Origin of the sequence: Xanthomonas sp. MUS 060, from assembly GCF_000963215.1 — a bacterium.
Taxonomy (GTDB): Bacteria; Pseudomonadota; Gammaproteobacteria; order Xanthomonadales; family Xanthomonadaceae; genus Xanthomonas_A.
In genome coordinates this window covers 1-18,189 of record NZ_JZIM01000028.1, presented here as the reverse complement: position 1 = coordinate 18,189, position 18,189 = coordinate 1, and the positions used below count along the sequence as shown (strand labels likewise).

At 62.7% G+C, this 18,189-nt stretch carries 16 protein-coding genes, 1 tRNA gene and 3 pseudogenes; 15 read left to right on the top strand and 5 right to left on the bottom strand.

Annotated features, from left to right (window positions below):
* Positions 1-204: hypothetical protein (locus tag XANALMUS060_RS22240; RefSeq protein WP_235430541.1), on the bottom strand; the 204-nt coding region annotated here is incomplete at its 3' end.
* Between XANALMUS060_RS22240 and XANALMUS060_RS15470 the strand changes: the two are divergent.
* The 5 genes and pseudogenes from XANALMUS060_RS15470 to folE2 all read left to right on the top strand — a co-directional run.
* Positions 154-808: pseudogene (locus XANALMUS060_RS15470) on the top strand (hypothetical protein); the annotation flags it as partial. The gene XANALMUS060_RS22240 and the pseudogene XANALMUS060_RS15470 overlap by 51 nt on opposite strands.
* Positions 809-906: 98 nt before the next feature.
* Positions 907-2,334 (top strand): sugar porter family MFS transporter, encoded by a 1,428-nt coding sequence (locus XANALMUS060_RS15465; RefSeq protein WP_045739194.1) that lies wholly within the window; start codon positions 907-909, stop codon positions 2,332-2,334.
* A gap of 317 nt (positions 2,335-2,651) precedes the next feature.
* Positions 2,652-3,731 carry an N-acetylmuramoyl-L-alanine amidase gene (locus XANALMUS060_RS15460; RefSeq protein ID WP_082065182.1) on the top strand — a complete coding sequence of 360 codons (1,080 nt, stop codon included), beginning with the start codon at positions 2,652-2,654 and terminating at the stop codon, positions 3,729-3,731.
* A complete protein-coding gene (locus XANALMUS060_RS15455) occupies positions 3,728-5,077 on the top strand; it encodes an N-acetylmuramoyl-L-alanine amidase (RefSeq protein ID WP_045739193.1) in 1,350 nt (449 codons plus the stop codon). Before XANALMUS060_RS15460 ends, XANALMUS060_RS15455 begins: the two co-directional genes overlap by 4 nt.
* A gap of 63 nt (positions 5,078-5,140) precedes the next feature.
* Positions 5,141-6,064: a GTP cyclohydrolase FolE2 gene (folE2, locus tag XANALMUS060_RS15450; RefSeq protein WP_200894062.1), complete on the top strand. Its 924-nt coding sequence runs from the start codon at positions 5,141-5,143 to the stop codon at positions 6,062-6,064.
* 103 nt (positions 6,065-6,167) lie between these two features.
* Here the strand turns inward: folE2 and XANALMUS060_RS15445 are convergent.
* Positions 6,168-6,242, bottom strand: a tRNA-Glu gene (locus tag XANALMUS060_RS15445).
* 54 nt (positions 6,243-6,296) lie between these two features.
* Between XANALMUS060_RS15445 and pcnB the strand changes: the two genes are divergently transcribed.
* The 10 genes and pseudogenes from pcnB (at position 6,297) to pgi (ending at position 14,465) form a co-directional block, all read left to right on the top strand.
* Positions 6,297-7,694: a polynucleotide adenylyltransferase PcnB gene (gene pcnB / locus XANALMUS060_RS15440; protein WP_082065181.1), complete on the top strand. Its 1,398-nt coding sequence runs from the start codon at positions 6,297-6,299 to the stop codon at positions 7,692-7,694.
* Positions 7,691-8,200, top strand: a complete 510-nt coding sequence (gene folK / locus XANALMUS060_RS15435) for a 2-amino-4-hydroxy-6-hydroxymethyldihydropteridine diphosphokinase (RefSeq protein WP_045727327.1) — start codon at positions 7,691-7,693, stop codon at positions 8,198-8,200. The genes pcnB and folK overlap by 4 nt, the downstream gene beginning before the upstream one ends.
* A 31-nt stretch (positions 8,201-8,231) precedes the next feature.
* On the top strand, positions 8,232-9,050 hold the full coding sequence (panB, locus tag XANALMUS060_RS15430) for a 3-methyl-2-oxobutanoate hydroxymethyltransferase (protein WP_045739191.1): 819 nt from the start codon (positions 8,232-8,234) through the stop codon (positions 9,048-9,050).
* A complete protein-coding gene (gene panC, locus XANALMUS060_RS15425) occupies positions 9,047-9,886 on the top strand; it encodes a pantoate--beta-alanine ligase (protein ID WP_045739190.1) in 840 nt (279 codons plus the stop codon). Before panB ends, panC (XANALMUS060_RS15425) begins: the two co-directional genes overlap by 4 nt.
* 91 nt (positions 9,887-9,977) lie before the next feature.
* Positions 9,978-10,358 carry an aspartate 1-decarboxylase gene (gene panD / locus XANALMUS060_RS15420; RefSeq protein WP_045739189.1) on the top strand — a complete coding sequence of 127 codons (381 nt, stop codon included), beginning with the start codon at positions 9,978-9,980 and terminating at the stop codon, positions 10,356-10,358.
* A pseudogene (locus XANALMUS060_RS15415) lies at positions 10,355-11,356 on the top strand (glucose-6-phosphate isomerase); the annotation flags it as partial. The gene panD (XANALMUS060_RS15420) and the pseudogene XANALMUS060_RS15415, both read left to right, overlap by 4 nt.
* A gap of 5 nt (positions 11,357-11,361) precedes the next feature.
* A pseudogene (locus XANALMUS060_RS15410) lies at positions 11,362-11,646 on the top strand (3-methyl-2-oxobutanoate hydroxymethyltransferase); the annotation flags it as partial.
* Complete coding sequence (gene panC / locus XANALMUS060_RS15405) at positions 11,643-12,482, top strand: pantoate--beta-alanine ligase (RefSeq protein WP_045739190.1); 840 nt, start codon at positions 11,643-11,645, stop codon at positions 12,480-12,482. The pseudogene XANALMUS060_RS15410 and the gene panC (XANALMUS060_RS15405), both read left to right, overlap by 4 nt.
* 91 nt (positions 12,483-12,573) lie before the next feature.
* Positions 12,574-12,954, top strand: coding sequence for an aspartate 1-decarboxylase (gene panD, locus XANALMUS060_RS15400; RefSeq protein ID WP_045739189.1), 381 nt, complete (start codon positions 12,574-12,576; stop codon positions 12,952-12,954).
* Entirely contained in the window at positions 12,951-14,465 is a 1,515-nt protein-coding gene (gene pgi, locus XANALMUS060_RS15395) for a glucose-6-phosphate isomerase (protein ID WP_045739188.1), read from the top strand. The genes panD (XANALMUS060_RS15400) and pgi overlap by 4 nt, the downstream gene beginning before the upstream one ends.
* Before the next feature lie 211 nt (positions 14,466-14,676).
* Here the strand turns inward: pgi and XANALMUS060_RS18955 are convergent, their stop codons facing one another.
* The 3 genes from XANALMUS060_RS18955 to XANALMUS060_RS15370 form a co-directional block, all read right to left on the bottom strand.
* Positions 14,677-16,908, bottom strand: coding sequence for a peptidoglycan-binding protein (locus tag XANALMUS060_RS18955; RefSeq protein WP_082065180.1), 2,232 nt, complete (start codon positions 16,906-16,908; stop codon positions 14,677-14,679).
* A 2-nt stretch (positions 16,909-16,910) separates the two neighbouring features.
* Positions 16,911-17,759: a hypothetical protein gene (locus XANALMUS060_RS20100; RefSeq protein WP_152640534.1), complete on the bottom strand. Its 849-nt coding sequence runs from the start codon at positions 17,757-17,759 to the stop codon at positions 16,911-16,913.
* 146 nt (positions 17,760-17,905) lie between these two features.
* On the bottom strand, positions 17,906-18,189 hold a 284-nt coding region (locus tag XANALMUS060_RS15370; protein ID WP_045739183.1), incomplete at its 5' end, for a type IV secretory system conjugative DNA transfer family protein.

Genomic DNA, 18,189 nt, shown 5'->3' with positions numbered 1-18,189 from the left:
CCTGCGCCAGCACGGGCTGGAGAAGGATTTCAAACTCAACATCGAGGCCAACCACGCCACGTTGTCCGGGCACAGTTTCGAGCACGATTTGCAGGTGGCTTCGGATGCGGGGTTGCTGGGCAGCATCGACGCCAACCGCGGCAATCCACAGAACGCCAGCACGGGCTGGAGAAGGATTTCAAACTCAACATCGAGGCCAACCACGCCACGTTGTCCGGGCACAGTTTCGAGCACGATTTGCAGGTGGCTTCGGATGCGGGGTTGCTGGGCAGCATCGACGCCAACCGCGGCAATCCACAGAACGGCTGGGACACCGACCAGTTCCCGGTGGATCTGTACGACACGGTGGGGGCGATGCTGGTGGTGCTGCGGCAAGCAAGGCGGTCTGGCACCGGGTGGGTTGAACTTCGATGCGAAGGTGCGGCGTGAATCGTCCGATCCGCAGGATTTGTTCGTGGCGCACATCGGCGGCATGGCGGTCTGGCACCGGGTGGGTTGAACTTCGATGCGAAGGTGCGGCGTGAATCGTCCGATCCGCAGGATTTGTTCGTGGCGCACATCGGCGGCATGGATTGCGTTCGCGCGCGGGCTGGAGGTGGCGCACGCGCTGCTGACGTCCTCGCCGCTGGAGCAGTGGCGGCAGGCGCGCTATGCGAGTTTCGACAGCGGCGCCGGTGCGTCCTTCGCGGCGGGCAAGAGCACGCTGGCGGAGCTGGCCGCGCATGCGAGCAAGGTCGGCGAACCGACCCAGCGCAGTGGCCGCCAGGAAGCCTACGAGAACCTCATCAACCAGTACCTGATGCGCTGATGCGCTGTACTGTGCTGCGGTGGCCTGTGCGCCACCGCAGCGCCATGCGGCTTTCCCCGCGTCGGTTGTCTCCCTCTTGCATGCCACCAGGTGAATCCATGTCCAGTGTTTCGATCGATCGCTACGCCGACGCGGGCGAGAACACCCGCCTCATCATCCTGATCAGTTGCGTCGCCACCATCGGCGGTTTTCTGTTCGGCTTCGACAGCGGTGTCATCAACGGCACCGTCGATGGTCTCAGGCAGACGTTCCAGTCCAGTTCGGCCGGTACCGGCTTCGAGGTCGCCTCGATGTTGCTGGGTTGCGCTATCGGCGCGTTCCTCGCCGGTTCGCTGGCCGATCGCTGGGGGCGGCGCACGGTGTTGATCGTCTCCGCGGCGTTGTTCCTGTTGTCGGCGTTGGGGGCCGGTGCGGCGCACAACTCGTTGCTGTTCGTGTGCGCGCGGATGATGGGCGGTTTCGCCGTCGGCGCGGCCAGCGTGATGTCGCCGGCCTACATCGCCGAGGTCGCCTCGGCGCGCTATCGCGGGCGTCTGGCCACCGTGCAGCAGATCGCCATCATCGGTGGTCTGTTCTGCGCTTTCCTCAGTAATTATCTGTTGGCAAAGGCCGCAGGTACTTCCACTCAGTCGCTGTGGCTGGATCAACCGGCGTGGCGCTGGATGTTCTGGATGCAGGCGTTGCCGTCGGCGGCGTTTTTGCTGCTGTTGCTGGCGATTCCGGAAAGCCCGCGCTTCTTGGTGGTGAAGGGCCGTCGCGAGCAGGCCCTGAGCGTGCTGACCCGGCTGTATGGCGACACTGCGGCACAGACCAAGCTGATCGATATTTCCGGTTCGCTGTCGGCCGACCTGCACAAGCCGCGGCTGTCGGATCTGATCAGCCAGGTCACCGGCAGGATCCGGCCGATCGTGTGGGTCGGTGTCGGTCTGGCGACTTTCCAGCAGTTGGTCGGCATCAACGTGGTGTTCTATTACGGTGCGGTGTTGTGGCAGGCGGTGGGTTTTTCCGAGAGCGACGCGCTGCTGATCAACGTGTTGTCCGGCGCGCTGAGCATTGGCGCCTGCTTGGTCACCGTCGTGTTGATCGACAGGATCGGGCGCAAGCCACTGCTATGGATCGGTTCTGCAGGCATGGCGGTGGCATTGGCGCTGGTCACCATCGCCTTCGCCAGTGCCTCGCTGGATGCGGCCGGCAAGCTGGCGATGTCGCCGGGCATGGGGCGGTTGGCACTGGTTGCGGCCAACGTCTATGTGGTCTTCTTCAATATGTCCTGGGGGCCGGTGATGTGGGTGATGCTGGGCGAGATGTTCCCCAACCAGATCCGTGGCTCGGGTCTGGCGGTGGCCGGTGCCGCGCAATGGACGTCCAACTTCGCGATCACCGTGACCTTCCCGATTCTGCTCGGCAGCATCGGTTTGGCCGGCGCTTACGGCATCTACAGCGTTGCCGCGTTCCTGTCGGTGTTCTTCGTGCTCAAGTACGTGTACGAGACCAAGGGTAAGGAACTGGAGCAGATGCAGGGTTGAATCCGGTGCCTGCTGTCGGTGCGAGCCGCATGGGCGGCACGCGTCGCGCCTGAGGCATTGCGATTTGCGCCGGCGTCAGTGGCTGGTTTGGTTGTGCGATGGCGCGCCTGACCAGCGCTTGGTTGGCGGTCGATGTAGGTCGATGTAGTACCTCAGAAGACGGTTGAGTTTGGCGGCAAGCCATGAAAACACAATGCTGCTTGTTCATGTTATTATGTAACAATTCGACTGTGGGTTCCGTTCGTGTCTGTTCGCTGTATCCGCGTTGGGTTTGTCATGGTGGCCATCGCTGAATCGATGCCGTGCTGGGTTCAGTCATGAACCGACGCGAGTGCTTGGGTTTGGCCGGCGCGGGTGCGGCCATGCTGTGGATGCCGGGGTTCGCGCGCGCCGCGGTGCCGCGGGTGTCGGCTTGCGTGCTGGAAACCGCGTCGGGACGGCTGCAACTGCGTCTGCAACTGGATGCGGCCGTGGAGTACCGCGTGTTCGCGTTGTCTGAACCGGAGCGGTTGGTCGTCGATCTGGCTGGAGTGGATGCGATGCCACCGTCGATCACGATGTCGGCGCACGATAGCGTGGTCGCTGCAATTCGCAGTGGTGCTCAGCGCAATGGCTTGCGTTTGGTGTTGGACCTGCGCCAGCCAGTGGCGGCCCATGCGCACTGGGACGCGACCGTGCCCGATGCCCATGCGCAATTGTTGCTCGATCTAGGGCCGGCTTCTTCCGCTGCGGACACCGTTGCCGATACCGCGGCGACGGCGATGCCGCCGCCGCCGCCGCGTAGCGCCATCGTGGTGACTTCGCGGTCACGCGTGGTTGCCATCGACGCTGGCCACGGCGGCAAGGATCCGGGTGCGGTCAGCGCCGATGCGCGCTACGAGAAGCACGTGGCGATGGCGGTGGCGGGGCGCCTGTACCAGGCGTTGCAGGCCGACCCACGCTATCGACCGACGCTGATCCGCAGTGACGACCGTTTCGTGCCGTTGCACGAGCGTGTGGTGATCGCCCATCAGCGCAATGCCGATTTGTTCGTATCCATCCATGCCGACGCCGCTCCCAATCGCAGCGCGCAGGGAGCCTCGGTTTACGCCCTGTCGGAGAACGGCTCCAGTTCCGCGCTGGCGCGCTGGATCGCCGACAGTGAGAACAGTGCCGACCGCTATGCCACCGCCGCCGAACGTTATCTGCGGCAGAAGGATCCGGTGCTGTCGAAGGTGCTGGTGGATCTGTCCATGAGTGGTACCATCGCCTCCAGCCTGCAGTTCGGCAATGCTGCTTGTTCATGTTATTATGTAACAATTCGACTGTGGGTTCCGTTCGTGTCTGTTCGCTGTATCCGCGTTGGGTTTGTCATGGTGGCCATCGCTGAATCGATGCCGTGCTGGGTTCAGTCATGAACCGACGCGAGTGCTTGGGTTTGGCCGGCGCGGGTGCGGCCATGCTGTGGATGCCGGGGTTCGCGCGCGCCGCGGTGCCGCGGGTGTCGGCTTGCGTGCTGGAAACCGCGTCGGGACGGCTGCAACTGCGTCTGCAACTGGATGCGGCCGTGGAGTACCGCGTGTTCGCGTTGTCTGAACCGGAGCGGTTGGTCGTCGATCTGGCTGGAGTGGATGCGATGCCACCGTCGATCACGATGTCGGCGCACGATAGCGTGGTCGCTGCAATTCGCAGTGGTGCTCAGCGCAATGGCTTGCGTTTGGTGTTGGACCTGCGCCAGCCAGTGGCGGCCCATGCGCACTGGGACGCGACCGTGCCCGATGCCCATGCGCAATTGTTGCTCGATCTAGGGCCGGCTTCTTCCGCTGCGGACACCGTTGCCGATACCGCGGCGACGGCGATGCCGCCGCCGCCGCCGCGTAGCGCCATCGTGGTGACTTCGCGGTCACGCGTGGTTGCCATCGACGCTGGCCACGGCGGCAAGGATCCGGGTGCGGTCAGCGCCGATGCGCGCTACGAGAAGCACGTGGCGATGGCGGTGGCGGGGCGCCTGTACCAGGCGTTGCAGGCCGACCCACGCTATCGACCGACGCTGATCCGCAGTGACGACCGTTTCGTGCCGTTGCACGAGCGTGTGGTGATCGCCCATCAGCGCAATGCCGATTTGTTCGTATCCATCCATGCCGACGCCGCTCCCAATCGCAGCGCGCAGGGAGCCTCGGTTTACGCCCTGTCGGAGAACGGCTCCAGTTCCGCGCTGGCGCGCTGGATCGCCGACAGTGAGAACAGTGCCGACCGCTATGCCACCGCCGCCGAACGTTATCTGCGGCAGAAGGATCCGGTGCTGTCGAAGGTGCTGGTGGATCTGTCCATGAGTGGTACCATCGCCTCCAGCCTGCAGTTCGGCAAAACCATGCTCGGGCGCCTGCAACAGGTCACCCGTTTGCACCAGGACGAGGTCGGGCAGGCCGGTTTCGCCGTGCTCAAATCGCCGGATATCCCGTCGCTGTTGGTTGAAACCGGCTTCATGAGTAATCAGGACGATTGCAGGCGCTTGGTCACGGATCGTCAAACCATGCTCGGGCGCCTGCAACAGGTCACCCGTTTGCACCAGGACGAGGTCGGGCAGGCCGGTTTCGCCGTGCTCAAATCGCCGGATATCCCGTCGCTGTTGGTTGAAACCGGCTTCATGAGTAATCAGGACGATTGCAGGCGCTTGGTCACGGATCGTCATCAGGACGAATTGGCGCAGTCGCTGCACCTGGGCATCGACGACTACTTCCAGGCCTTCCCATTGCATTCCTGAGCCGACGTCGCGGTTGCCGATGTCTCCTTTTTTCCAGACTGCCAAGAACCGATGAACCTGCCGATGCGTTTGCCGTTGCCCGATGTCGCCACCGACGAACCTGCCTCGATCGCCGCGCCGTTGCGCTGGGTGGGCATGGATGGCATCGCCTTGCCGATCTGCCTGGACGAAGCCGAGGGCAGCCCGCCGTTGGCCGCGCAGGCGGCGCTGTACGTCGATCTGCCATCGACCCAGGCCAAGGGCATCCACATGTCGCGGCTTTATCGTTTGCTGGATGCGCATGCACAGGTGCCGTTGACCCCGTCGCGGCTGGCGCAGCTACTGCGCGAGATGGTCGACAGTCATGCCGACTGCGCTTCCACCGCCGCGCGGCTGTCGTTGCGTAGCAGCCTGCTGCGGCGTAGTCCGGCTCTGCGTAGCGAGGGTTTGGCCGGGTGGAAGGCGTATCCACTGCGGATCGACGCGGAACTTTGCCAGGGGATGGTACGTATTACGTTGGGCGTGGAGGTGCTGTATTCCTCCACCTGTCCGTGTTCTGCGGCGCTGGCGCGGCAACTGCTCAGTGAGGCGTTCTTGCGCGATCATGTCGAGCCGGTCTTGCTGTCGCGTGAGGCGGTTGCCGATTGGCTCGCACAGCACGGCAGTTATGCCACCCCGCACAGTCAGCGCAGTGTGGCGGCGGTACAAGTGGGTGTCTCCACGCGGGCCTCGGCCTTCGACGTTGAGGCATTGATCGCCTTGATCGAGCAGGCGCTGGCCACGCCGGTACAGGCCGCGGTGCGGCGTGCCGACGAACAGGAGTTCGCCCGCCGTAATGGCGCTAATCTGATGTACGTGGAGGATGCCGCGCGGCGCTTGCAGCAGGCGCTGGGCGCGCAGCATACGGATGCGCAGGTGCAGGTCCGTCATCTGGAGAGTTTGCATGCGCACGATGCGGTGGCCGAGGCCAGGCTGACCTCGAGCGGACGTGTCGAGGCGATGCGCTGATCCAGTGCAACCGGCAAGTTCGGTCGATGCTGACCCCGTAGACACAAAACCCCGCTTAGGCGGGGGTTTCTTTGCGACTCATCCGCTGCAGATCAGGCGAAAATGGCGCTCCCTAGGGGGCTCGAACCCCTGTTTTAGCCTTGAGAGGGCCATGTCCTAACCACTAGACGAAGGGAGCGTTTGGTCGTGCGATTGCAGCGCGCTAGTATATGGGGCACGCCGTCCTTCGGCAATCCTGCCCGCAACCCGATACGGAAGCGCCATCATCAATTCGCCAGTTCCACCGTCATTCACCCCGTGCGTGATCCCGCGCGATCAGCACACGATCTCGCGCAAGGACATCAGCCCCAATGCTCTGCGCGTGCTGTACAGGTTGCGCGAGGCCGGTTTCGGTGCCTATCTGGTTGGTGGCGCGGTCCGCGATTTGCTGGTTCAGTGGCAGCCAAAGGATTTCGACGTCGCCACCGACGCCACCCCCGAACAGGTCAAGCAGCTTTTTCGTAATTGCCGATTGATCGGGCGGCGCTTCCGTCTGGCGCATGTGGTCTATGGCCGCGAAATCATCGAGGTCGCCACCTTCCGTGCCAATGTCGACGACGGCAGTGGTGACCGCGAGCTCGACAATGGGCGTCTGGTTCGCGACAACGTCTACGGCAGTATCGAGGATGACGCGCTGCGCCGCGATTTCACCTGCAATGCCCTGTATTACGCCATCGAGGATTTCTCGGTGCGCGATTACACCGGTGGCTTCGAGGACGTGCAGGCGCGGCTGATGAAGTTGATCGGCGATCCCGAGCAGCGCTATCGGGAGGATCCGGTGCGCATGTTGCGCGCGGTGCGGCTGGCGGCCAAGCTCGGTTTCCAGATCGATGCCGGTACCGCCGAACCGATCCCGCGTCTGGCTGGCTTACTGGCCGAAGCGGCACCTGCGCGGCTGTTCGAGGAGGTGCTCAAGCTGTTTTTGTCCGGCCACGGCGTCGCCAGCTTCGAAGGCTTGGAGCGCTACGGCCTGCTTGCCGCGCTATTTCCGGAAAGCACAGCGGCGCTGCATTCCAACCGCAGTGGTGCGTTGCGACGGATGCTGATCGATGGTCTGCGCAACACCGATACCCGGGTCGCCAACGAGGAGCCGGTCTCGCCAGCGTTCTTGTTCGCGTTGCTGTTGTGGCCAGCCTACTGCCGCGCGCTGATGACCCTGCAGAAGCAAGGCATGCAGACGGAAGAGGCACAGCGCCGTGCCGCCGACAGGGTGACCTTGCATCAATTGGCGACCGTGGCGCTGCCGCGGCGCTTCTCGCTGCCGATGCAGGAAATCTGGTTGCTGCAATCGCGTTTCACCTCACGTCATCGCAAGCGGGTGATCCGGACGCTGTCGCACCCGCGTTTCCGTGCCGCGTTCGATTTTCTGATCGTTCGCCAATCCGCTTCCGACGAGCACACTGCCGATATCGCCTATTGGCGCGAACTGCAACAACAGCCGGGCTACGCGCCGCCGCCGCGCGGTTTAGATCCCGAGATCGACTATGTCGGCGACGAACTCGCCTTGGCACCGCCGGCCGATAGCGAAGAAACTCCTAAGCGCCGTCGGCGGCGTCGGCGGCGTCCGGACTCCGCCGCTCCCGTCGAGTGAACGCGGCTGCCGCTGCCCCGGTCCATGCCTGCATTGGCTTAGGTGGCAACCTCGGCGACGCTGTGGCGACACTGCGTGCGGGATTGGCCGCATTGGACACGCTGCCGCAAACACGCCTGCTCGGTGCCTCGCAGTTGTACCGCAGCCCGGCCTGGGGCAACCAGGCGCAGCCGGATTTCATCAATGCCGCCGCGCTGGTGAGCACCGGGCTGTCGGCCTCGGCGTTATTGCAGGCGCTGCTGGCGTTGGAAACCCGACATGGCCGGCAGCGCCATGCGGGCGAGCGCTGGGGGCCGCGTACCCTGGACCTGGATCTGTTGCTGTACGCCGAGGCGGTGATCGACCTGCCTGGCCTGCAGGTGCCGCATCCGTTCCTGCACGCGCGTGGTTTCGTGTTGTTGCCACTTGCCGAGATCGCCGCCGAGCTGGCAATTCCGGGCCATGGCACGGTGCGTGATGCATGCGAACGCATCGATACCAGCGCAATCGTGCCAATCGGTAGATAATGCTCCGCTCATTACCGCCGCACATGAGCTTATGAGTAGCCACGCCGACAGCAAACCCTGGACCGTTCCCGCCCTGGCCGAGGCCAAGCGCCGCCAGCAGAAGTTGGTGATGTTGACGGCCTACGATGCCGGCTTCGCCCGGGTGTTCGACGCCAGTGGCGTGGACATGATCCTGATCGGCGATTCGCTGGGCATGGTGGTGCAGGGCCACGATTCGACCTTGCCCGTCAGTGTGGACGATATCGTCTACCACACTGCGGCGGTGGCGCGAGTGTTGCAACGGGCGCTGCTGGTTGCCGACCTGCCGTTCCAGTCGGACGCCACGCCCGAACGTGCCTTGGATGCGGCGACGCGGCTGCTGCAGGCCGGCGCGGAAATGGTCAAGTTGGAAGGTGCCGGTTACAAGCTCGAGGTGATCCGTTTTCTCAGCGAGCGCGATATCCCGGTCTGTTCGCATCTGGGGCTGACCCCGCAATCGGTGCTGACGTTCGGTGGCTACAAGGTGCAGGGTCGCGAGGCGGCCGCCGCCGCCAAGCTGCGCGAAGACGCCGCCGCCGCCGCCGCCGCCGGCGCCGCGCTGGTGGTGCTGGAATGCGTGCCGTCGCCGCTGGCCGCACGCATCACCGCCGAGCTGAGCATTCCCACGATCGGCATCGGCGCCGGCCCTGGGTGCGACGGTCAGGTGCTGGTGATGCACGACTTCCTCGGCTTGGACAGCGGCCACCGCCGCCCGCGTTTCGTCAAGGATTTCCTGGCCGAGGGCGGTTCCATCGCCGGTGCGGTGCGCGCGTATGCCGAGGCGGTGCGCGCCGGGACCTTCCCCGACGCCGAACACGCCTACGCCCAATGATCCAGACCATCACCGAACTGGCGAGCTTGCGTGCGCTCGTTGGCGATTGGAAGCGGCAGGGCCTGCGCGTGGCGTTCGTCCCGACCATGGGCAATCTGCATGCCGGGCATTTCTCGCTGGTGACCCTGGCCCGGCAGCAGGCCGACCGCGTGGTGTCCAGCGTGTTCGTCAATCCGACCCAGTTCGGGCCCAACGAGGACTTCACCCGCTACCCGCGCACGCCCGAGGCCGATACCGGGGGGCTGCAACAGGTCGGTTGCGACGTGCTGTGGCTGCCGACCGTGGAGAGTATGTATCCCCTGGGCATGGAGCTGGCCTTGCGCATGCACGCTCCAGGCGTGAGCGAGGTGCTGGAAGGCGCGAGCCGCCCCGGCCATTTCGATGGCGTCTGCACGGTGGTCGCGCGTCTGTTCAACCAGGTGCTGCCGGACCTGGCCGTGTTCGGCAAGAAGGATTACCAACAACTGGCGGTGATCCGGCAGATGGTTGCCGACCTCGCATTCCCGATCCAGATTATCGGTGGGGCTATCGTGCGCGATGCCGACGGCCTGGCGATGAGCTCGCGCAACCAGTATCTGTCCGCTGAAGAGCGGCCACGCGCGGCGCACATCCACCGCACCCTGCAGGCGATGCGCGAGGGCCATCTGGCCGGGCTGGCGCGCGCGCAAGTGGAGGCGAGGGCGACCGCGCAGTTGCAGGCGGTTGGCTTCGAGGTGGACTACACCGTGCTGCGCCGGCCCGACCTGAGCGAACCGCAGGATCAGGCCGGCCCGCGCGTGGCGTTGATCGCCGCGCGGCTGGGGCGGACCCGGCTGATCGACAACCTGGAGTTCTGAGCCCGCGTCCGCCCCCTGCCGGGAGGCGCGGACGCCCCCGCATCCCCCGACTGCTAAACTGCACACCTTTCCTGACCGCAGTGCCGCACGCATGCAACTGAGCCTGTTGAAGACCAAAATCCACCGCGCCACCGTCACCCATTCCGAACTCAACTACGAAGGGTCGATCGCCATCGACGGACTGCTGCTGGAGGCCACCGGGATCCGCGAGTTCGAGCAGGTGCATATCTGGGACGTCACCAATGGCGCGCGCTTCAGCACCTACGCGATCCGCGCCGACGAAGGCAGCGGCATTGTTTCGCTCAACGGTGGCGCGGCGCGCCATGTGCAGGTGGGCGATCTCATCATCATCGCCGCCTTCGCCAGCATGAGCGAGGAAGAGGCCGCGCGCTTCCAGCCGACCCTGGTGTACGTGGACGGCAACAACGCGATCACTCACACCAACCACAGCATTCCAAAGCAGGCCGCATGACACAGTCCACCGGTTTCGACGCACTGCACTCCCACGCCCAGCGCCTGCGCGGTGCGCGTCTTCCCGAATTGCTGGCGGCCGAACCTGGCCGTGCCGATGCCTTGGCGTTGCAGGTCGGGCCGCTGTACTTCAATTTCGCCCGACAGACATACGACTACGCGGCGTTGGACGCGCTGCTGGCGTTGGCCGCTGAACACGATGTTGCCGGTGCGTTCCAGCGCCTGTTCCGTGGCGAGACGGTCAACGTCACCGAGGGCCGCGCCGCGTTGCACACGGCCTTGCGTGGCGATCTCACCGATGCGGCGGTGGCCAGCCAGGCGCACGCCAGTGCGCGCGCGGTACAGCAGCGCATGCGCGCGTTGATCGACGCGTTGGCGCAGACCGAAGTCACCGACATCGTCAGTGTCGGCATCGGTGGCTCCGACCTGGGGCCGCGTCTGGTCGCCGATGCGTTGCGTCCTGTCAGTGGCGCTCGCTTCCGGGTGCATTTCGTGTCCAACGTGGACGGTGCGGCGATGCAGCGCACGCTTGCCACGCTGGATCCGGCGCGCACCGCCGGCGTGTTGATTTCCAAGACCTTCGGCACGCAGGAGACCCTGCTCAACGGACAGATCCTGCGCGATTGGCTCGGCGGCAGCGAGCGCCTGTACGCGGTCAGCGCCAATCCCGAGCGCGCGGCCAAGGCGTTCGACATTGCCGCCGCACGCGTGCTGCCGATGTGGGACTGGGTCGGCGGCCGTTATTCGTTGTGGTCGGCGGTCGGCTTTCCTATCGCACTGGCGATCGGAGCCGATGCGTTCGAGCAATTGCTGGCCGGTGCCGCGCAGTTCGACGATCACGCTTTGAATGCGCCGTTGCAGCAGAACGTAGCGGTGCTGCATGCCTTGACCACCCTGTGGAACCGCAACGTGCTCGGTCATGCGACGCAGGCGGTGATGACCTACGACCAGCGTCTGGCGTTGTTGCCGGCGTATCTGCAGCAGTTGGTGATGGAGAGCCCGCCGCCGGCGCCGCGCTGGTGGTGCTGGAATGCGTGCCGTCGCCGCTGGCCGCACGCATCACCGCCGAGCTGAGCATTCCCACGATCGGCATCGGCGCCGGCCCTGGGTGCGACGGTCAGGTGCTGGTGATGCACGACTTCCTCGGCTTGGACAGCGGCCACCGCCGCCCGCGTTTCGTCAAGGATTTCCTGGCCGAGGGCGGTTCCATCGCCGGTGCGGTGCGCGCGTATGCCGAGGCGGTGCGCGCCGGGACCTTCCCCGACGCCGAACACGCCTACGCCCAATGATCCAGACCATCACCGAACTGGCGAGCTTGCGTGCGCTCGTTGGCGATTGGAAGCGGCAGGGCCTGCGCGTGGCGTTCGTCCCGACCATGGGCAATCTGCATGCCGGGCATTTCTCGCTGGTGACCCTGGCCCGGCAGCAGGCCGACCGCGTGGTGTCCAGCGTGTTCGTCAATCCGACCCAGTTCGGGCCCAACGAGGACTTCACCCGCTACCCGCGCACGCCCGAGGCCGATACCGGGGGGCTGCAACAGGTCGGTTGCGACGTGCTGTGGCTGCCGACCGTGGAGAGTATGTATCCCCTGGGCATGGAGCTGGCCTTGCGCATGCACGCTCCAGGCGTGAGCGAGGTGCTGGAAGGCGCGAGCCGCCCCGGCCATTTCGATGGCGTCTGCACGGTGGTCGCGCGTCTGTTCAACCAGGTGCTGCCGGACCTGGCCGTGTTCGGCAAGAAGGATTACCAACAACTGGCGGTGATCCGGCAGATGGTTGCCGACCTCGCATTCCCGATCCAGATTATCGGTGGGGCTATCGTGCGCGATGCCGACGGCCTGGCGATGAGCTCGCGCAACCAGTATCTGTCCGCTGAAGAGCGGCCACGCGCGGCGCACATCCACCGCACCCTGCAGGCGATGCGCGAGGGCCATCTGGCCGGGCTGGCGCGCGCGCAAGTGGAGGCGAGGGCGACCGCGCAGTTGCAGGCGGTTGGCTTCGAGGTGGACTACACCGTGCTGCGCCGGCCCGACCTGAGCGAACCGCAGGATCAGGCCGGCCCGCGCGTGGCGTTGATCGCCGCGCGGCTGGGGCGGACCCGGCTGATCGACAACCTGGAGTTCTGAGCCCGCGTCCGCCCCCTGCCGGGAGGCGCGGACGCCCCCGCATCCCCCGACTGCTAAACTGCACACCTTTCCTGACCGCAGTGCCGCACGCATGCAACTGAGCCTGTTGAAGACCAAAATCCACCGCGCCACCGTCACCCATTCCGAACTCAACTACGAAGGGTCGATCGCCATCGACGGACTGCTGCTGGAGGCCACCGGGATCCGCGAGTTCGAGCAGGTGCATATCTGGGACGTCACCAATGGCGCGCGCTTCAGCACCTACGCGATCCGCGCCGACGAAGGCAGCGGCATTGTTTCGCTCAACGGTGGCGCGGCGCGCCATGTGCAGGTGGGCGATCTCATCATCATCGCCGCCTTCGCCAGCATGAGCGAGGAAGAGGCCGCGCGCTTCCAGCCGACCCTGGTGTACGTGGACGGCAACAACGCGATCACTCACACCAACCACAGCATTCCAAAGCAGGCCGCATGACACAGTCCACCGGTTTCGACGCACTGCACTCCCACGCCCAGCGCCTGCGCGGTGCGCGTCTTCCCGAATTGCTGGCGGCCGAACCTGGCCGTGCCGATGCCTTGGCGTTGCAGGTCGGGCCGCTGTACTTCAATTTCGCCCGACAGACATACGACTACGCGGCGTTGGACGCGCTGCTGGCGTTGGCCGCTGAACACGATGTTGCCGGTGCGTTCCAGCGCCTGTTCCGTGGCGAGACGGTCAACGTCACCGAGGGCCGCGCCGCGTTGCACACGGCCTTGCGTGGCGATCTCACCGATGCGGCGGTGGCCAGCCAGGCGCACGCCAGTGCGCGCGCGGTACAGCAGCGCATGCGCGCGTTGATCGACGCGTTGGCGCAGACCGAAGTCACCGACATCGTCAGTGTCGGCATCGGTGGCTCCGACCTGGGGCCGCGTCTGGTCGCCGATGCGTTGCGTCCTGTCAGTGGCGCTCGCTTCCGGGTGCATTTCGTGTCCAACGTGGACGGTGCGGCGATGCAGCGCACGCTTGCCACGCTGGATCCGGCGCGCACCGCCGGCGTGTTGATTTCCAAGACCTTCGGCACGCAGGAGACCCTGCTCAACGGACAGATCCTGCGCGATTGGCTCGGCGGCAGCGAGCGCCTGTACGCGGTCAGCGCCAATCCCGAGCGCGCGGCCAAGGCGTTCGACATTGCCGCCGCACGCGTGCTGCCGATGTGGGACTGGGTCGGCGGCCGTTATTCGTTGTGGTCGGCGGTCGGCTTTCCTATCGCACTGGCGATCGGAGCCGATGCGTTCGAGCAATTGCTGGCCGGTGCCGCGCAGTTCGACGATCACGCTTTGAATGCGCCGTTGCAGCAGAACGTAGCGGTGCTGCATGCCTTGACCACCCTGTGGAACCGCAACGTGCTCGGTCATGCGACGCAGGCGGTGATGACCTACGACCAGCGTCTGGCGTTGTTGCCGGCGTATCTGCAGCAGTTGGTGATGGAGAGCCTGGGCAAGCGCGTGCGTCTGGACGGCAGTCCGGTCCAGTCCGACACCGTGCCGGTGTGGTGGGGCGGTGCGGGGACCGATGTGCAGCACAGCTTTTTCCAGGCGCTGCACCAGGGCACCAGCATCGTGCCTGCCGACTTCATCGGCTGCGTGCGCAGCGATCACCCGTATACCGTCAACCATCAGGCCCTGCTCGCCAACCTGCTGGCGCAGACCGAGGCGCTGGCTAACGGGCAGGGCAGTGACGATCCGGCGCGCGACTACCCCGGTGGCCGTCCGAGCACACTGATTCTGCTCGATGCGCTGACTCCGCAGGCGTTGGGCGCGCTGATCGCGATGTACGAGCACAGCGTGTACGTGCAATCGGTGATCTGGGGAATCAACGCGTTCGATCAGTTCGGTGTGGAGCTGGGCAAGCAGTTGGCTAGCCAGTTGTTGCCGGCGTTGCAGGGCGAAGCCACCGAGGTTGCCGACCCGGTGACGCGCGCGGTACTGGCGCGCTTGCGCGGCTGAGAGCCTCTTGCGCCGTAGGTTGGTTCCGGTCCGCCTGCGGGTTGTATGCGGCGTTACTTGTTACTGGGTGCTAACCGCGAGGGGGCGATTAATTCGCCCCCCATTGGTGTGTGGATGTCAGCCTGGTTAGAAGGGCTGCATGCATATGCAATTGAGCCGTCTTTGGTTTATCGAACAGGGCGCCGTTTGCGTGTGTCGCTTGCATTAGCGATCACGCCATCCGTCTCGCTATCGGCCATACGACTGCTGTTGTTGCTGTTGCTGCCGCATGGCTGTCAACTCCGCTTCCCGTGTCTGCTGCTCGGTTTGCACATGTTGGAGCGTGGACTGCACCGACGGCGCCCGCCGGCTCGCGCAGGTCCACCATGAAGTGCGTGTAGGGGACCTTGAGATCGCAGACATAGAGCGTATCGCCCTTGGGGACTAAATGATTATCCCCGCCTGGGCTCATTTTGTAGAGCGCCATCTCGCCGACGACCTGGTGCAGGCGTTCCTCGGACATCGAGATGCCCTTCTCTTCCAGGTTGGCTTTGGTCTGCGCGTAGAGGGCGCGCAACGGGGAATTGGGGCTGCTGTAGGGTTCCAGCGCTTTGGGTGCTGCCTGCTGCTGCGCAGTGGCGAGGTCGGGGCGAGGCTGGGCCGGGCGCTCGGCGAGGGCATCGTGCGCGTGGGAAGGCGCAGGCTTGACGTGATCGGCTAATTGGCGTTCGGGGGCAAGGTGCTGTGTCTTCTGCCGCGCAGCGAACTGGGCATGCGTTTGCAGTGCTTCGAGTGTGTCTGGATCGGCGATGCCGGTGGGCTCGCGGCCAGCCAAACGCTGGAAGTTCTCCACTGCCTGTTGGGTGCGTGGACCGTAGTGCTTGTCGTCCTGGATACCGTTGCCATCGCGGTCGGTCATGCCGATGGCTTGCAAGTGTTGCTGCAAGGCTTGCACGGCGGCGCCGCGGTCGCCGGGTTCCAGCGGATGGGTCGTCGTCAGCGGGTGGGGTGCTTTTGCCGTCGCTGGGGTGAGCGGTACATGGCCTGTTGTTGGCCCGCTTACAACCGGAGTGTCGTGCCGTGCGCCGGTCTGCGGGTGCGCTGCGGTTTGGGTGCCGGGAGGAGAGTGATCGTGGGTGGTCGCACGCGCAGATGTGCCTGGGTGTGGCGTGCCAGCGTCATGGCCGTGGTGCGCGTGCGCTGATGCAGGGCTGTGGTGGTGAAGCGAGGGATGCGTGACGTGCAGCAGGCTTTGTGTCTGGCCGTTGCGGTTGAGATTGAGGTCGAGGGTGCCGTCTCGATTTTGAGCAAGGGCAAGTTCGCTGCGTGACACCTCTGACCACTGGCCACCGACGAAGGCGCGTCCGTGTCCATCCCGATCCCATTGCACGAAGTCTTTGCCTTCGACGTAGAAACCACGGGAGTTGGATTTGGCGGGATCGCCGTAATTGTGCGAACCACCGTGTTCGAGGGCTTGTACAAAGGCGCGGCCTTGAACCGGATCGACAAAGATGCCTTTTACCGTGGCGTATTGCTCGGCGAGGTGGGGATGTTTGGGGTCGGCGTGTAGTTGAGTGGGGTCGACCAGTGGATTCTCCATGACCGCCTGCCAGTGGGTGTGCAGAGGGTTGTGCTCGCTTGTGTTGCGCAAGGCATTGAAGGTCTCGGCGCCTCTCAGTGCGGCATCGCGGCCAGACTCCATGTAGGTGGGCCTATCGGGGTGCTTTGGGTCTCTTTCTACGAAGCCGCTAATTTTATTGTTTATTTCCGCGAGAATTTTGATTTTTTCATTATATATGTCACCTAATATTCTTTCGCCGAAATTTGGGCTTTGATTATATATTTTGGCTATTACGGAAAATATTTTTGCCTGCTCTTGTGGACTGGAATTTTTGTAGAAATCGGCATCATTCAAAGTGATGGATATTTTGGAAATTAAATGATCGGTCTGATTTTTATCTCTATGATGTATGAATGATTTTCCAGGATCTGTGGCAAGAAAATCATTGAGGTGTGACTTGTGGGTTTGATCGATATCCGATCCTGTCACTGGCATAAGGTTATCTGGGAGATATGGATGCTTAAGCTTGTGCTCGGTTGCATACCGTTTAGCATCGGCGTTATAGTTGGGGTCGCGGATGTGATGCCCATCCCTACTTAGGTCTTCTATAATTTTAGATGCTTCTCCATTACTTATTAACCAATTTGTTTTGTTCGCTTTTGCCCAAGATTGGAAGGCGTTGACAAGTGCATGAGTATCCTCTGGATGTGCTCCAAAATCAGTTTGCAATGTACCAATGGTATAGCCACTATTTGCAATAGGCTTCAATAAGGCCGGGCTGTTCTTTTCGTGGATTTGCTTTCCGGCAAAGCTGAGCTGGTAAGCAACATCCCCTCCTTCGGAGCTTACGCCGATGCTATAATAAACTAAGGCGCGCAACTCATTATCAGTTAAGTTCGTCATGATTAATCGTCCTTGCAAGATAGGCCTGGAACGGTTGGAAGTTTTAACGTATCTGCTAAGTAGTCTGTGGCGTTTTGGATATTTTCATTTTTGATCTTGGCGATTGCATCGCGCACTTCTTTTTCATCTACAATGCGCAATGCCGGAGCTAGGCCAACAGGTAATAGATCAGACTTTCTCAGTCGGAATACAAAGCAGCCTTCGATAGCCAAAAATGTACCATCATTCAAGTCAAGCGCGGATGTAATTTCAGAGTGAAAACTGCCGGTGGTACAATTTTTAGGTCCGCTCATTGAGTGGTAAATAGGGAATTTACTCCAATTCTTGGCGGATTTTGAATTTGCATCATTGATTGATATGGTGGAATTTAATCGTGCGTAACAGCCGTTGGTCTTATTTTTTATGCCTAGATTGGATCCTTCGAAGCTAATTCCGGGTAACTCCATGGGCATGGAATTGACGGAAATTTGAGGTTTTTTATCTTCAGGGGCATGCAAAATTCCATTTCCATCCGTAAACATGGCATCTTGCTGTCCGTCTTTCTCACGTGCCACCTTTACTTTAATTTTCTGGCCTGTGAAAAAATCCAATGCCTCGACATTGTCTCCTCCGGGAGGCTCCGACACGACCCATGCACGTAGCTTGTCATGGTCGTTTTCAACAAACATCGTCATGGCGTTTGAAAGCATACGTTGTGCAATCCCATTATCAGGCCATACGGGCTTAGGCACAACATGCCCGGCCGTTGGTTGGACTGCGCTGGCGTTTACAAGTGACAAGCCTAGTGCCGATCCAACGATTGCGAAGCCGATTTTTCTACGGATCAACTGATTATTAATGCATTTTTTCATATTTTCCGTCCTCGCGATTGGAATGATTTGATAATACTAATCTACAGATCCTCTTCATAAATCACTCCGATATAGGGACAGGTCTGTAGTTGAGCGGAATTCTTGGCGCATTGCGATGCCCTCGATAAATGCGTTCACTCCCCACCCTAGCTCGCCTCAGGTGGCTTATCAGGTGCCGCGCCCATCTTTGCAATCTCCACCGGCGGCCGGATGCGCTGCTTGAAGAAACTATCCTTGAAGAACCAGTTCTTCTTGCAGCGGATCGGCTTGCATCCTTCGAGGAATAGCAGTCTTGCAGCGGATCGGCTTGCATCCTTCGAGGAATAGCAGCGCAGCGCGCGTTTTTCTTCGGTGTAGTTGATGTTGTAGCTGCTGCCTTGCGCGCCCTTCGGTGTAGTTGATGTTGTAGCTGCTGCCTTGCGCGCCGCTG